The sequence below is a fragment of the Leifsonia sp. NPDC102414 genome, from assembly GCF_044765685.1.
GTDB lineage: Bacteria > Actinomycetota > Actinomycetes > Actinomycetales > Microbacteriaceae > Leifsonia.
In genome coordinates this window covers 142806-156212 of the sequence record NZ_JBIWKN010000001.1, presented here as the reverse complement: position 1 = coordinate 156212, position 13407 = coordinate 142806, and the positions used below count along the sequence as shown (strand labels likewise).

Below are 13407 nucleotides of genomic sequence, written 5' to 3'. Positions count from 1 at the left end.
AGTCTATGCAGCGCTGCCGATCCCTCCACAACCGGTGAGGTCGGACGACTTATCCCCCATGTCCGTTTTCCGCGAGAACACGTCGGTGGCCCGCCGTAGAGTCTTCTCATGAGCACTTCCTTCGCCTATCTCACACGGATGCCGAGTCCGATCGGCCGCATCGAGCTGACCAGCGATGGTCACGCCATCACTTCCCTCTCCATCGAACGTTCAGGGCACCTCCCCCTCGAAGAGCACCCTGAGCGCACGACCGAGGTCCTCGAACGCGCCGAACTGCAACTGCAGGAGTATTTCGCCGGCGATCGCAAAGACTTCGACCTGCCGGTCACCCTCGAGGGCACGGAGTTCCAGCGCGCGGTCTGGCAGCAGCTCGCCGACCTCGAGTTCGGCACCTTCACCTCCTACGGCGAGCTCGGCCACGGCATCGGCCGCCCCGGCTCCGGTCGCGCGATCGGCGGAGCCGTCGGCGCGAACCCCATCCCGATCATCATCGGCTGCCACCGCGTGCTGTCGTCGTCCGGCAAGATCACCGGCTACAGCGGAGGCGACGGCATCCCCACCAAGCTGTGGCTGCTCACCCACGAAGGGATCATGCTGGCAGCATGACCTCTGCGACCACCGAACCAACACAGCCAGCACCCGTCCCCGCCAGCCCTGCCGACCCGGCGAGTCCCGTTGTTTCGGCGAGTCGTGCTGTCGTCGTCGGGGACGACGGCCTGGCCAGGTGCTCCTGGTCGGCGAGCGACGCCGAGTACCGCCGCTATCACGACGAGGAGTGGGGCCGCGAGCAGCGCGACTCCCGTGCACTGTACGAGAAGCTCTGCCTCGAGGGCTTCCAGGCCGGCCTCTCCTGGATCACCATCCTGCGCAGGCGACCGGCGTTCCGCGAGGTCTTCCACGGGTTCGACGTCGAGGCGGTCGCCTCCATGACCGAGGACGACGTCGAGCGGCTGCTCCAGGATGCGCGGATCATCCGCCACCGGGGCAAGATCACCGCCACCATCTCCAACGCACGCGCCGTGCTCGCCCTGGATGTGCCGCTGAACGACCTGATGTGGAGCTTCGCGCCCGCAGCGACGGACCACCGTCGGCCGCGCGCCTGGTCGGAGGTGCCAGCTGTCACCGCTGAGTCGACAGCACTCAGCAAAGCGCTTCGTCGCCGCGGCTTCCGCTTCGTCGGCCCCACAACCATGTACGCCCTGATGCAGGCCACCGGCATGGTCGACGACCACTTCGAAGGCTGCTTCCGCGCCTGACGCCGGCGCGGGGCGCTCACCCGACCACAAGGCCCATGCCAGCGGGATGCCGGGTCCGTCCAGCGAAGGCGGTACGACCAGCGCGCTCATGAGCCGACCAGCGGAAGAGGGTCGGGCCGACGACGGTACTCGTTTCGAAGCGCCGGATTCTCGCTCGCGATGACACCTCCGCACGTGCCCGACCGCAGGCGGAAACTAGTGTGTCATCGCGCATCCGGCCTGGGAGATCGGCGTGAGGGGATCACGCCGGGTTTCCGTGACGTCGGCCCGACTGATAAACGAGATGAAGCGACCGTTCGACTTCGAACGCCCCCCATCACCCCGTTGGCTGGCTGGCTCCTCCTCATTGCTCGCATTACCCGATGCGAAGCTATCCGAGACGCTTCACCTACCATTGAGCATATCTCAGTTTTTGAAACTCCACCACTGATTCACGCACAATTTCGACACCGGGCCCACGCCCGCTTCCCGTCCCGCACACGTCCACTGCGCGGATCGGCCGCCGCGCGCACGCCCGGCGCACTCAGCGGCTGGCAAGGACTCAGCGGAGCACAGCCATCAACTTGCCGGGCTCCCCCGCCACCTCTGGCACGATCAGCTCCAGGTCGCCTGAGGCGTCGTCCGCCTTCCGCAACTCGTAGCCTTCCGCCGCGGCCCAGGCGAGCAGCTCGTCCGTGGTCGCGAAGTCGATGCCAGCCTCGATCAGCGCGCGGGTCAGCAGACCCTTCGCCTGCTTGTTGAAGTGGTTCAGCGCGCGGACGTGGCCGCCTGCGTCCCTGGCGAGCACGCGCACGTAGTGGGCATCCGGCCGCTCAGGAATGGGTCCGAGCGCGGCGTAGCCTTCCGACCGCAGGTCGATGATCAGCCCGGGATGCGCGTCGAACACCGCAGCCACGGCGGGCGCCCACCGCTTCTTCAGCGTCGCGACGCCCTTCTCGAGCGACAGGCGCGAGTCGAACGACAGCCGGTACGCAGGGATGAGGTCGGTCGCCGCGACCGGACCGAGCAGCGCGGACTGGACCACCACCGTCGCTCCCGCGAACGCCCACTGGTCGTCCGTCAGGCTCTCCGCATCCAGTGCGTCGTAGAGCACGCCGGTGTATCTGCGGAGCGCGGGCATGGTCGCCGACGAACGGATCGCGCGGTTCCGGTCGACCTCGGCGGCCTGCTTGGGACCGAGCTTCAACGCCTGGATGCTGTGCTCGCGGTTCCTGGAGAGCGCAGCGACAGCGGCGAGCACGCTCCTGCGGACCGGTTTGAGGGCGCCGAAACGTAGTCGGTCGAGGTCGAGCGGGACTTCCGCTCCCCCGTCGCGCTTGGTCTCGGAGGGCGGAAGGAGAATGAGCAACCTAGGCCACCAGGAAGTCGAGAGCGATCTCGACGTTCTGGCCGAGCGGGGCTGCCGTGTCGATCGTCACGCGCGGCAGGGTGGCGCACGCGCCCCTCCACTCGTCGTACTCGTCGACGCTCTGTTCCACGGCGTACGCGGCCGTGAGACCCTGACGCTTCGCGAGGCGCGACTGGTGCAGTTCGTCGTCCGAGCAGACGACCTCGATGACGCGCAGCTTCACGCCAGAGCGCTCCGCGAGGTCGCGCCACTGCAACCGGGCGGGCTCCACGGCGTTCACCGCGTCGACGATCACGGAGTGCCCGGACTGCAGCACCTGCTCAGCCATCGTCTCGGCCACGAGGTAGGCCGCGAGGCCGGTCGGCTGGTCGGAGTCGATGCCGGCGCGCAGAATCGACACCTCGATCGGGTCGACCGACACCGTGGTCGCGCCGAGGCGAGCGCCGATGATCTCGGCGATGGTCGACTTGCCGGAGCCGGGCAGGCCCGCCATCGCGATCAGGATGGGGACGCGGACGTCGCCGAACTGACGATCGACGATGACGGGCTGCTCGGTCATGTCAGACGAGCTCCGCCTGGCGGGCCACCACCGTGACCGTGTTGTTCTCCACGGAGAGGAAGCCATCGTCGGCCTGGGCCTTGATCGACTCCCCACCGTTCAGGGTCACACGCACCTCGCCGGAGGCGAGGATGGCCAGAAGCGGTTCGTGGCCGGGGAGAATACCGATCTCACCCTCGACCGTCTTCGCGACGACCATGCTCGCCTCGCCCGACCACACTTCGTGGTCGGCGGCGACGACGCTGACATTGAGGACAGCCATTGTTAGCCGTTCTCCTTCTGGATCTGAGCCCACTTCTCTTCGACGTCGGTGATCGCGCCGACGTTGAAGAACGCCTGCTCCGCCACGTGGTCGAACTCGCCCTTGGCGATGGCGTCGAACGACTCGATGGTGTCCTTGAGCGGAACCGTCGAACCCTCGACACCGGTGAACTTCTTCGCCATGTAGGTGTTCTGCGAGAGGAACTGCTGGATGCGGCGCGCACGCGACACCGTGATCTTGTCTTCCTCGGAGAGCTCGTCGACACCGAGGATGGCGATGATCTCCTGCAGTTCCTTGTTCTTCTGGAGGATCTGCTTGACCGTGGTGGCGACGCGGTAGTGGTCGGCGCCCAAGTAGCGGGGGTCGAGGATGCGCGACGTCGAGGTCAGCGGGTCGACGGCCGGGTACAGACCCTTCGACGCGATCTCACGGGAGAGCTCCGTGGTGGCGTCGAGGTGGGCGAACGTGGTCGCCGGAGCCGGGTCGGTGTAGTCGTCGGCGGGGACGTAGATCGCCTGCAGCGAGGTGATCGAGTGTCCACGGGTCGAGGTGATGCGCTCCTGGAGGAGGCCCATCTCGTCGGCGAGGTTCGGCTGGTAACCCACGGCGGACGGCATGCGGCCGAGCAGCGTGGAGACCTCGGAGCCTGCCTGCGTGAAGCGGAAGATGTTGTCGATGAAGAGCAGCACGTCCTGCTTCTGGACATCGCGGAAGTACTCCGCCATTGTCAGCGCGGACAGGGCGACGCGCAGACGCGTTCCCGGCGGCTCGTCCATCTGGCCGAAGACGAGGGCCGTCTTGTCGAAGACGCCCGCCTCCTCCATCTCGTGGATGAGGTCGTTGCCCTCACGGGTGCGCTCGCCGACACCAGCGAACACCGACACACCACCGTGGTCCTGCGCGACGCGCTGGATCATCTCCTGGATGAGGACGGTCTTGCCGACGCCCGCACCACCGAAGAGGCCGATCTTTCCACCCTGCACGTACGGGGTGAGGAGGTCGATGACCTTGATGCCGGTCTCGAAGAGCTGGGTCTTCGACTCGAGCTGGTCGAACGCCGGCGGCTGGCGGTGGATCGGCCAGCGCTCGGTGATCTCGATGGTCTCGCCAGGCTCTGCGTTGAGAACGTCGCCCGTGACGTTGAACACCTTGCCCTTGGTCACGTCGCCGACGGGCACCGAGATCGGTGCGCCGGTGTCGCGGACCTCTCCGCCGCGGACCAGGCCGTCGGTCGGCTTGAGCGCGATGGCGCGGACGAGGTCGTCGCCGAGGTGCTGTGCGACCTCGAGCGTGATCTCGGTCGATTCCTCGCCGATGGTGATCGTCGTCTTGAGGGCGTTGTAGATGCCAGGGATCGAGTCGTGGGGGAACTCGATGTCGACCACAGGGCCGGTGACGCGGGCGATGCGCCCGACGCCTGCCGGCTGCGCGGTCGAAGCCTGGGCTTCGGCGGTTGCGGTAGTCATGGTGTCTTCTCTTCTCGTTTGCTAAACGTGTGTCGTCCGAGTTACTTGGCGGAGCTCAGTGCGTCCGCACCGCCGACGATCTCGGAAATCTGCTGGGTGATCTCGGACTGGCGCGCGTTGTTGGCCAGGCGGGTGTAGTCGGTGATGAGCTTGTCCGCGTTGTCGCTCGCGGACTTCATCGCCTTCTGCGTCGCGGCGTGCTTCGAAGCGGCCGACTGCAGCATGGCGTTGAAGATACGGCTCTCGATGTACACCGGGAGGAGCGAGTCGAGCACGGTTGCGACGTCTGGCTCGAACTCGTAGAGCGGGAGGATCTGCTTGTCGCCCGGCTCCTCGACGCCTTCCACGACCTCGAGCGGGAGCAGACGGACGACTTCCGGCTCCTGCGTGAGCATGCTCACGAAGCGGTTGTAGATGACGTGGATCTCGTCCACGCCGCCGTCCGACGCGTCGCGAAGGAAGGATTCGAGGATCGCGTCAGCGATCTCCTTGGCCTGCTCGAACTCCGGAGCGTCCGTTCCGCCCGTCCAGACCCGCTCGAACGCGCGGCGGCGGAAACTGAAGTATCCGCTCGCCTTGCGTCCGACCAGGAAGTAGACGACATCCTTGCCCTGGCTGCGGAGCAGCTCAGCGAGCTTCTCCGACTCCTTGAGCACGTTCGTGTTGAACGCGCCTGCGAGGCCACGGTCGGAGGAGAAGATGACGATCGCTGCGCGCTCGATCTTCTCCGGTTCCGTGGTGAGGACGTGCTCGACGTTCGAGTACGTCGCCACCGCCGACACCGCGCGCGTGATGGCGCGGGCGTACGGCGACGACGCAGCGACTCTCGCCTGCGCCTTCTGGATGCGTGAGGCGGAGATCAGCTCCATGGCCCGAGTGATCTTCTTGGTCGTCTGGGCAGACTTGATCTTCTGCCGGTAGACCCGAAGTTGCGCTCCCATGTCTCTCCTAGGTAACTATCTGCTGTCGCCGGGCGGTGCCGCGGCTCAGCGCTTCGCCTTGACGATGCGCTCCTGGTTGACATCCTCTTCGGCGATCGCTTCGAACTCTTCGCGCCCGACCGAGGCGAGGGGCTTGCCCTCACCGGTCTGGAACTCGAGCTTGAACTTGTCGACCTCTGCCTCGAGCGTCGCGACGGTCTCGTCGGAGAGCTGGTTGGTCTCGCGCAGGACGTTCAGGACGTCCGTGTTGCGACGCAGGTGGTCGAGCAGTTCGGACTCGAAGCGCAGCACGTCTTCGACGGCGACCTCGTCCAGCTTGCCGTTGGTGCCTGCCCAGATCGAGACGACCTGCTCCTCGACGGGGAACGGCGAGTACTGCGGCTGCTTGAGCAGCTCGGTGAGGCGTGCGCCCCTGGCGAGCTGACGACGGCTGGCCTGGTCGAGGTCGGATGCGAACATCGCGAACGCCTCGAGCGAGCGGTACTGCGCCAGCTCGAGCTTGAGCGTGCCGGAGACCTTCTTGATCGACTTCACCTGCGCGTCGCCACCGACACGGGAGACCGAGATACCCACGTCGACCGCCGGACGCTGGTTGGCGTTGAAGAGGTCGGACTGCAGGAAGATCTGACCGTCGGTGATCGAGATCACGTTGGTCGGGATGTACGCCGAGACGTCGTTCGCCTTGGTCTCGATGATCGGGAGTCCGGTCATCGAGCCTGCGCCGAGCTCATCGGACAGCTTGGCGCAACGCTCGAGCAGGCGGGAGTGCAGGTAGAACACGTCACCGGGGTATGCCTCGCGTCCCGGCGGACGACGCAGGAGGAGCGAAACGGCGCGGTATGCCTCAGCCTGCTTCGACAGGTCGTCGAAGATGATGAGGACGTGCTTGCCGCCGTACATCCAGTGCTGGCCGATGGCCGAGCCGGTGTACGGAGCGAGGTACTTGAAGCCGGCGGGGTCGGAGGCAGGAGCTGCGACGATGGTGGTGTACTCCATCGCGCCTGCGTCCTCGAGCGCGCCCTTCACCGAGGCGATGGTCGAGCCCTTCTGGCCGATGGCGACGTAGATGCAGCGAACCTGCTTGTTGACGTCACCGGACTCCCAGTTGGCCTTCTGGTTGATGATCGTGTCGATCGCGATGGCCGTCTTACCGGTCTGGCGGTCGCCGATGATGAGCTGACGCTGGCCACGGCCGACGGGGATCATGGCGTCGATCGCCTTGATACCGGTCTGCAGCGGCTCGTGCACGCTCTTGCGCTGCATGACGCCAGGCGCCTGCAGCTCGAGTGCGCGGCGACCCTCGGACGCGATCTCGCCGAGACCGTCGATGGGCTTGCCCAGCGGGTCGACGACGCGGCCGAGGTAGCCGTCTCCGACGGGGACGGAGAGGACCTCGCCTGTGCGGGTCACCTCCATGCCCTCGACGATGCCGTCGAACTCACCGAGGACGACGACGCCGATCTCGTTCTCGTCGAGGTTCTGGGCGAGGCCCAGGGTGCCGTCGGAGAAGCGGATGAGCTCGTTCGCCATCACGCCGGGGAGACCCTCGACGTGCGCGATGCCGTCGGACGCGTCGATGACGTGTCCGACCTCGGTGGTCGCGGCCTTCGTGGGCTCGTACTTGGTGACGAAGTCCTTGAGCGCGTCCCGGATCTCGTCGGGGCTGATCGTTAGTTCTGCCATCGTTGTTCCCTATCTTGGGGCGGTCAGCCCGCCAGCTGAAGTCGTAAATCGGTGATGCGCGAGGCGATGCTGCCGTCGATCACGTCGTCGCCGATCTGCACACGCAGCCCACCGAGGATGGTGGGGTCGACGACCTGGTTGATCTTGAGTTTCTGTCCGTACTTCGCTGCGAGCCCAGCCTGCAGGCGCTCGGCCTGCGCAGCGGGGAGCTGCTTCGCGGTGAAGACCGTCGCGACGGTGAGGCCGGACTGGGCTGCCACGACGCGGGCGGCTTCGCGAAGACCTTCGCGGATGCTGCGACCGCGCGGCTGCAGCACGAGCTGGCGCACGATGGCGACCGTCTGGACGGACGCCTTGCCGTTGAGCAGACGCTCGACCAGCTCGCTCTTGGCCGTCGGGTCCGCGAGCTTGCTGCGCAGCGCGAGTTCGAGCTGTGCGTCGGAGGTCACGGCTCCCCCGAACGCGAACAGCTCTGCTGCGATGTCGACGCCCTTCGGCGCCGACTGGGCGATCGACCGGACACCGAGCTCTTCGATCGCGGCGAGCACGTCGTTCTGACCCGACCAGCGCTCAGCGGCGATCACGCCGAGGAGCTCGACGGCCGGAGCCGAGAGCGAGCCGAAGACGCGCTGCACGAGCGCCGTCTTGCCTGCGGGGTCTGCCGATGGATCGCTGACCACTGCTCGGAGCTGGGCGGAGTCTGCGACGACTCGTCCTGCGGCGAACAGGTCTTCGGCCGTCGCCAGATCGGCCTTGGAGCCCTGCGCGGCGAGAGCCGACACGGACCTGGCCAGTGCTTCTCTGGAGGCGCTTCCCATTACTTGTTCGACCCTGCCTTTTCGCTGGCGTCCAGGTCGGCCAGGAAGCGGTCGACGATCGCCTGCGACTTCTTGTCGTCGTTGAGAGCCTCACCGATGACACCGGAGGCCAGGTCGATCGCGAGCGAGCCGACCTCGCTGCGGAGAGCGACGACGGCGGACTGACGCTCAGCCTCGATCTGCGCCTGGGCGTTGGCGGTGACGCGGGCGGCCTCGACCGTCGCGTTGTCCTTCGCCTCGGCGACGATCTTCTGACCGTCGGTGCGAGCCTGCTCACGGATCTTGGCCGCTTCGGCGCGCGCGTCGGCGAGCTGAGCGGTGTACTCCTCGAGGAGCGCCTCGGCCTTGTGCTGAGCCTCGTCGGCCTTCGCGATGTTGCCCTCGATCGCCTCTGCACGCTCATCCAGGAGCTTCTTCACGCGCGGAAGCACGAGCTTCCAGAAGAAGAACAGGATGATGAGGAAGCAGATCAGCGAACCGATGACGTCGTACCACTCGGGGATGAGCGGATTACGCGGTGCCTCCGTTGCGGCGATAACCACACCGTGGAGCATCATTCCTCCTTACTGAGAGAGATAAAGAGGGCTGATTAGGAGGTGAAGATGAAGTAGGTAGCGATACCGATGAACGCGAGCGCCTCGGTGAATGCGATACCGATGTACATCAGAACCTGGAGGCGGCCGGCGAGCTCGGGCTGGCGAGCGACGCCCTCGATGGTCTTGCCGACCACGATGCCGACGCCGATGGCCGGGCCGATGGCCGCGAGACCGTATCCAACGGTGGCAATGTTGCCGGAGATAGCAGCGATGTCCACGTTATGTGTTTCCTTCCGTGATGGCGTTCCGTGCGAGTGCGCGGAACGTTATTAGTGTTCCTCGGCGACTGCGAGCTGAATGTAGACAGCCGTGAGCAGTGCGAAGACGTAGGCCTGGAGGACTGCGACCAGGATCTCGAACAGGGTGAATGCGAAGCCGAACGCGAAGGTGCCGATTCCGAAGAGCGACCACCAGCTTCCGGCGGTGAAGAGGAAGAACGCCGTCGCGCTGAAGAACAGCACGAGGAGCAGGTGGCCGACGACCATGTTCATCAGGAGTCGGAGCGTCAGGGTGATCGGACGCAGGACGAAGGTCGAGATGAACTCGATCGGCGTGACGATGATGTAGAGCGCCTTCGGCACACCGGGCGGGAACAGCGAGTTCTTGAAGAAGTTGCCAGGGCTCGCCTTGATACCTGCGTAGATGAACGAGATGTACGCGACGATCGCGAGCACCAGCGGAACGCCGATCACCGAGGTGCCTGCGATGTTCAGACCGGGGATGATGCCGGTCAGGTTCATGAACAGCACCATGAAGAAGATGGTGGTGAGGATCGGCAGGAAGCGACGGCCGTCCTTCTTGCCGAGCAGGTCCTCTGCGATGTTGACCCGAACGAAGTCGAGTCCCATCTCCACCACGGACTGGAATCGTCCTGGGACGATCTTCATGCGACGGGTGCCGAGCCAGAAGATCAGGACGATGGCCAGCACCGCGATGAAGCGGATGACCATGATCCGGTTGACCTCGAAGCCACCGATGGAAAAGATTGCGGGCGGGAAGAACTCATCGATCGACGGACCGTGGAAGCTGCCATCATCGGAGCTTGCGGTCTGGACCAGCAGGTTCACAGCGTTAGCTAACAGCGCTATCTCCTGTTTCGGGGCGTCGAGCCAAAGCTCTCGCAGCGACGAACATTTGGACACCCGGGATCATGCGCCAAATGGTGCCTGAGGCGCTATGCGGGTGGGGAATCACCACAACTCTACAAGAGTTTTCGCAGGGTAACGAATCGGACACAGCTCAGCGCTTCTCGCCGGGCAGCGTGACGTCGCTGACGTATGGCACGCGGGACCGGAAGACGACGATCATGTCGACGACGAGCGAGCCGATCACCCCGGCGATGAGGCTGAGGAACAGCACGACGGGGTTGATCCACGGCTGGTCCCTGAGCACGAACGCGAGCACCAGGAACAGCACGAATTTCAGGAGCCAGCCGCCGAGGACGATGCCGAAGAAGAGGCCGACGAACAGGTCGGTGCCCACGAACTTGTTGGCGATCAGGATGCTCAGGGCGGTGATGCTGAGGAAGACGACGGCCATCGCGGTGCCGATGAGCGCGCTGGTGACGCCGATCCATCCCGCGAAGACGCCGCCGAGGATCATCCCGACCACGGCGATGATCACCGCGAGGATGAGGCCGTACTTGAGCACGTCCTTGAGGATGGGCGTCGAGGACGGCTGGGCGGGCGGTGCGGCTGGTGCAGCGGCGGGCGGCGTGACTGGTTCGGCGGGCCGGCCGTCGGCGGGGGTTCCGCCGTCGTGGTCGGTCATCGTGTCTCCTTGCTGAGCGGTGCGGGGGTGGTGGTCTGTGCGGAGGTCGGAGCGGTGCCGGGGGCGTGCTCGCTCGCGGCGTCGAGCTGGTCGTAGCGGGCGGTGGCGTCCGCTTCGTCCGTGCCGGCCGGCGCGAGCTCCGCCGCGGCCTCGTTGGCTTTCCTGCGGCTCAGCGGGGCGAGCGTGAACGCGGCGCAGACAACCAGGCCGACGGCGATGAACACGATCGCCATCCAGTACGGGTCGAAGAAGAAAAGCAGGCAGCCGATCGACAGCACGGCCGTCCAGCCGTAGAAGATCAGCACGGCGTGCAGGTGCGTGTGCCCCATGTCGAGCAGGCGGTGGTGCAGGTGCTTGCGGTCGGCGCTGAACGGCGACTTGCCTGCGCGAAGCCGCCTGATGACGGCGAGTCCGAAGTCGAGCAGGGGCACGATCAGCACGGCGAACGGCAGGATGATCGGGATGAACGCGGGGACAAGCGACGACTTGCCGAGCGTCTGCAGCGCCTCCGGGTTGATCGTGCCGGTGACGGAGATGGCCGATGTCGCCATCAGCAGGCCGATCAGCAGCGCGCCGGCGTCCCCCATGAACATCTTCGCCGGGTGCCAGTTGAGCGGAAGGAATCCGGCGCACGCGCCGACGAGGATCGCAGCGATCACCCCGGCGAGGCTGAAGTAGTTCTGCGGGCTGATCTCGCGCTGCAACAGATACGTGTAGACCAGGAACGAGCCGTTGGCGATGAGCGCGACGCCGGCGACGAGACCGTCGAGGCCGTCGATGAAGTTGATGGCGTTCATCACCAGCACGATCGCGAACAGCGTGATGATGATGCTCATCACCGGCGACCCGACCGTCAGACCGCCGATCGGCAGCGAGTAGATCTGCACGCCCAGCCAGGCAACGAGGCCCGCGGCGACGAACTGACCGGCGAGCTTGGTCATCCAGTCGAGATCCCAGATGTCGTCTGCGACGCCGATCACCACGATCAGCAGGGAGGCGCCGAGGATCGCGAGGATCGGCCCGGAGTCCGAGAAGATCAGCGTCAGGACGCCGAACTGGCTCGACAGCAGCCAGGCGACGCCGAACGCCACCAGGATGCCGAGGAACATCGCGATGCCGCCGAGCCTCGGGGTCGGCCTGGTGTGCACATCCCGTGCCCGGATCTTCGGGTACAGCCGGTACTTGAGGCTCAGCTTGTAGACGACCAGCGACATCCCGAACGTGATGACGGCCGAGATGAGCGCGAGGGCGAGGAGGAGGGTCACGGCTCAGGCGTCCGTCGACGTCTCGGTGGGCTCCTCCACGCTGTCGTCCGCGAGCTGGTCGCCGACGACGGCACGGATCTGCTCCGCCGAGATCACGCCGTGACGCAGGATGCGGAGCTTTCCCGTTCCCGCGGCCAGCGCAGTCGCGTCGACGATCGTGGACGAGCTGTCCTTGCCGTCGACGCGGTCGTAACCGGCGCCCGCCTCTCCCCCGTCGAGGTACACGGAGACGGAGTCGGCGAGCATGGCCTCTGCTTCCGCGGCGGTGCGGGCGGCGGGGCGGCCGGTGAGGTTGGCGGACGAGACGGCGAGCGGGCCGGTCTCGGAGAGGAGTTCGAGCGCGATGGTGTCGCTCGGCATCCGCAGGGCGACGGTGCCTCTGGTCTCGCCCAGGTCCCAGACCAGCGACGGCTGGGCGGGAAGCACGACGGTGAGTCCGCCTGGCCAGAACTCCTGGACCAGGTCGGTCACGGCCTGCGGGACGTCCTCTGCCAGCGCGGCCAGGGTGGGGATGCCGGGGATGAGGACAGGCGGAGGCGACTGGCGGCCGCGACCCTTCGCATCCAGCAGCCGTTGGACGGCGGCGGGGTTGAAGGCGTCTGCTGCGACGCCGTAAACGGTGTCCGTCGGAATGACGACGAGCTCGCCCCGCCCGATGGCGGCGCGAGCCAGCCTCATGCCGGAAAGGAGTTCGGAGTCGACCGAGCAGTCGTAGATGGGAGCCATGTCGGAACCATGATAGTTGAGCCATCAGGGCGTTCCCTGTCTGGAGGTCGATACTTGTCGTGATGGATGTCTACTTCTTCGACTGCGACAAGACCCTCTACGACTACGACTTCCACAAGCGCCTGCCTGCGCTGGCGAGCCTGGGCGGCGTGAGCCAATACCATCTGGCGTCGAGCTGGTGGGCGGGAGGCTTCGAGCGCGCGGCCGAGATCGGCGAGTACTCGACCAGCGCAGAGTACCTGGATGCGTTCGCCGACGTTACAGGCGCCCGCCTCACCCTCGAGCAGTGGCAGGAGGCCAGGAAGGCCGCCATGACGCCCATCCAGGGCTCGATCGACGCTCTGCACGAGGCCGCGACCCTCGGCACGGTGTCGCTGCTGTCGAACAACCCGATCCCGTTCAAGGACTCGCTCCCCGTGCTGACGCCGGAGATCGTCGACGTGCTGCAGGGCAACGACCTCGTCTCCGCCGTGCTCGGCGCCCGCAAGCCGGAGCGCCGCATCTACACCCGCGCGCTCGGCCGCTTCGGGGTCGCAGCCGGCGACGCGATCCTGTTCGACGACTCCCTCGCCAACGTCGAGGGCGCCCGCGAGGCCGGGATGCACGCCTTCCACTTCACCAAGCGCGACGACGGCACCTTCGACACCGACGGCCTCCGCGCCGCCATCCACGCGTTCGCCACCCGCACCCGTCCCGCCTCCTGAACTATCGAGCCGG

Annotated in this window: 16 protein-coding genes; 3 read left to right on the top strand and 13 right to left on the bottom strand. The window is 66.2% G+C overall.

The features are described from left to right. Positions 1 to 108: 108 nt before the first annotated feature. Both ACIRCZ_RS00720 and ACIRCZ_RS00715 read left to right on the top strand, forming a co-directional pair. On the top strand, positions 109 to 606 hold the full coding sequence (locus tag ACIRCZ_RS00720) for a methylated-DNA--[protein]-cysteine S-methyltransferase (RefSeq protein WP_055892072.1): 498 nt from the start codon (positions 109 to 111) through the stop codon (positions 604 to 606). Further along, positions 603 to 1256, top strand: coding sequence for a DNA-3-methyladenine glycosylase I (locus tag ACIRCZ_RS00715; protein ID WP_402848547.1), 654 nt, complete (start codon positions 603 to 605; stop codon positions 1254 to 1256). The genes ACIRCZ_RS00720 and ACIRCZ_RS00715 overlap by 4 nt, the downstream gene beginning before the upstream one ends. Before the next feature lie 541 nt (positions 1257 to 1797). Here the strand turns inward: ACIRCZ_RS00715 and ACIRCZ_RS00710 are convergent. The 13 genes from ACIRCZ_RS00710 to ACIRCZ_RS00650 form a co-directional block, all read right to left on the bottom strand. Beyond that, positions 1798 to 2604, bottom strand: a complete 807-nt coding sequence (locus ACIRCZ_RS00710) for a YaaA family protein (protein WP_402848544.1) — start codon at positions 2602 to 2604, stop codon at positions 1798 to 1800. A 1-nt stretch (position 2605) separates the two neighbouring features. Then, complete coding sequence (locus ACIRCZ_RS00705) at positions 2606 to 3163, bottom strand: ATP-binding protein (protein ID WP_055892065.1); 558 nt, start codon at positions 3161 to 3163, stop codon at positions 2606 to 2608. A gap of 1 nt (position 3164) precedes the next feature. Then, positions 3165 to 3425, bottom strand: coding sequence for a F0F1 ATP synthase subunit epsilon (locus ACIRCZ_RS00700; protein ID WP_055892062.1), 261 nt, complete (start codon positions 3423 to 3425; stop codon positions 3165 to 3167). 2 nt (positions 3426 to 3427) lie between these two features. Further along, positions 3428 to 4891, bottom strand: a complete 1464-nt coding sequence (gene atpD, locus ACIRCZ_RS00695; RefSeq protein WP_055892055.1) for a F0F1 ATP synthase subunit beta — start codon at positions 4889 to 4891, stop codon at positions 3428 to 3430. Positions 4892 to 4932: 41 nt separating this feature from the next. Continuing rightward, positions 4933 to 5832 (bottom strand): F0F1 ATP synthase subunit gamma, encoded by a 900-nt coding sequence (locus tag ACIRCZ_RS00690; protein ID WP_055892052.1) that lies wholly within the window; start codon positions 5830 to 5832, stop codon positions 4933 to 4935. A gap of 45 nt (positions 5833 to 5877) precedes the next feature. Further along, positions 5878 to 7515, bottom strand: coding sequence for a F0F1 ATP synthase subunit alpha (atpA, locus tag ACIRCZ_RS00685; protein ID WP_055892049.1), 1638 nt, complete (start codon positions 7513 to 7515; stop codon positions 5878 to 5880). Positions 7516 to 7538: 23 nt separating this feature from the next. After that, a complete protein-coding gene (locus ACIRCZ_RS00680; RefSeq protein WP_402848537.1) occupies positions 7539 to 8333 on the bottom strand; it encodes a F0F1 ATP synthase subunit delta in 795 nt (264 codons plus the stop codon). Next, the gene (locus ACIRCZ_RS00675; protein ID WP_055894311.1) at positions 8333 to 8887 is read right to left on the bottom strand and encodes a F0F1 ATP synthase subunit B; all 555 of its coding nucleotides are present in this window, start codon (positions 8885 to 8887) and stop codon (positions 8333 to 8335) included. Before ACIRCZ_RS00675 ends, ACIRCZ_RS00680 begins: the two co-directional genes overlap by 1 nt. 35 nt (positions 8888 to 8922) lie before the next feature. Continuing rightward, positions 8923 to 9147 carry an ATP synthase F0 subunit C gene (atpE, locus tag ACIRCZ_RS00670; RefSeq protein WP_055892042.1) on the bottom strand — a complete coding sequence of 75 codons (225 nt, stop codon included), beginning with the start codon at positions 9145 to 9147 and terminating at the stop codon, positions 8923 to 8925. A 51-nt stretch (positions 9148 to 9198) separates the two neighbouring features. Further along, a complete protein-coding gene (gene atpB, locus ACIRCZ_RS00665; protein WP_055892038.1) occupies positions 9199 to 9996 on the bottom strand; it encodes a F0F1 ATP synthase subunit A in 798 nt (265 codons plus the stop codon). A gap of 172 nt (positions 9997 to 10168) precedes the next feature. Continuing rightward, a complete protein-coding gene (locus ACIRCZ_RS00660) occupies positions 10169 to 10699 on the bottom strand; it encodes a hypothetical protein (protein ID WP_402848534.1) in 531 nt (176 codons plus the stop codon). Further along, a complete protein-coding gene (locus ACIRCZ_RS00655) occupies positions 10696 to 11964 on the bottom strand; it encodes an MraY family glycosyltransferase (protein ID WP_055892030.1) in 1269 nt (422 codons plus the stop codon). The genes ACIRCZ_RS00660 and ACIRCZ_RS00655 overlap by 4 nt, the downstream gene beginning before the upstream one ends. 3 nt (positions 11965 to 11967) lie before the next feature. Beyond that, positions 11968 to 12690: an L-threonylcarbamoyladenylate synthase gene (locus ACIRCZ_RS00650; RefSeq protein ID WP_055892026.1), complete on the bottom strand. Its 723-nt coding sequence runs from the start codon at positions 12688 to 12690 to the stop codon at positions 11968 to 11970. 62 nt (positions 12691 to 12752) lie between these two features. Between ACIRCZ_RS00650 and ACIRCZ_RS00645 the strand changes: the two genes are divergently transcribed. After that, on the top strand, positions 12753 to 13394 hold the full coding sequence (locus ACIRCZ_RS00645; RefSeq protein ID WP_402848529.1) for an HAD family hydrolase: 642 nt from the start codon (positions 12753 to 12755) through the stop codon (positions 13392 to 13394). Positions 13395 to 13407 lie beyond the last annotated feature (13 nt).

Bases quoted from the DNA above. Each gene is read 5' to 3' on its own strand.
- ACIRCZ_RS00720 (WP_055892072.1), top strand. From the start codon at position 109: ATGAGCACTTCCTTCGCCTATCTCACACGGATGCCGAGTCCGATCGGC.
- ACIRCZ_RS00715 (WP_402848547.1), top strand. From the start codon at position 603: ATGACCTCTGCGACCACCGAACCAACACAGCCAGCACCCGTCCCCGCC.
- ACIRCZ_RS00705 (WP_055892065.1), bottom strand. From the start codon at position 3,163: ATGACCGAGCAGCCCGTCATCGTCGATCGTCAGTTCGGCGACGTCCGC.
- ACIRCZ_RS00700 (WP_055892062.1), bottom strand. From the start codon at position 3,425: ATGGCTGTCCTCAATGTCAGCGTCGTCGCCGCCGACCACGAAGTGTGG.
- atpD (WP_055892055.1), bottom strand. From the start codon at position 4,891: ATGACTACCGCAACCGCCGAAGCCCAGGCTTCGACCGCGCAGCCGGCA.
- ACIRCZ_RS00690 (WP_055892052.1), bottom strand. From the start codon at position 5,832: ATGGGAGCGCAACTTCGGGTCTACCGGCAGAAGATCAAGTCTGCCCAG.
- atpA (WP_055892049.1), bottom strand. From the start codon at position 7,515: ATGGCAGAACTAACGATCAGCCCCGACGAGATCCGGGACGCGCTCAAG.
- ACIRCZ_RS00680 (WP_402848537.1), bottom strand. From the start codon at position 8,333: ATGGGAAGCGCCTCCAGAGAAGCACTGGCCAGGTCCGTGTCGGCTCTC.
- ACIRCZ_RS00675 (WP_055894311.1), bottom strand. From the start codon at position 8,887: ATGCTCCACGGTGTGGTTATCGCCGCAACGGAGGCACCGCGTAATCCG.
- ACIRCZ_RS00660 (WP_402848534.1), bottom strand. From the start codon at position 10,699: ATGACCGACCACGACGGCGGAACCCCCGCCGACGGCCGGCCCGCCGAA.
- ACIRCZ_RS00650 (WP_055892026.1), bottom strand. From the start codon at position 12,690: ATGGCTCCCATCTACGACTGCTCGGTCGACTCCGAACTCCTTTCCGGC.
- ACIRCZ_RS00645 (WP_402848529.1), top strand. From the start codon at position 12,753: ATGGATGTCTACTTCTTCGACTGCGACAAGACCCTCTACGACTACGAC.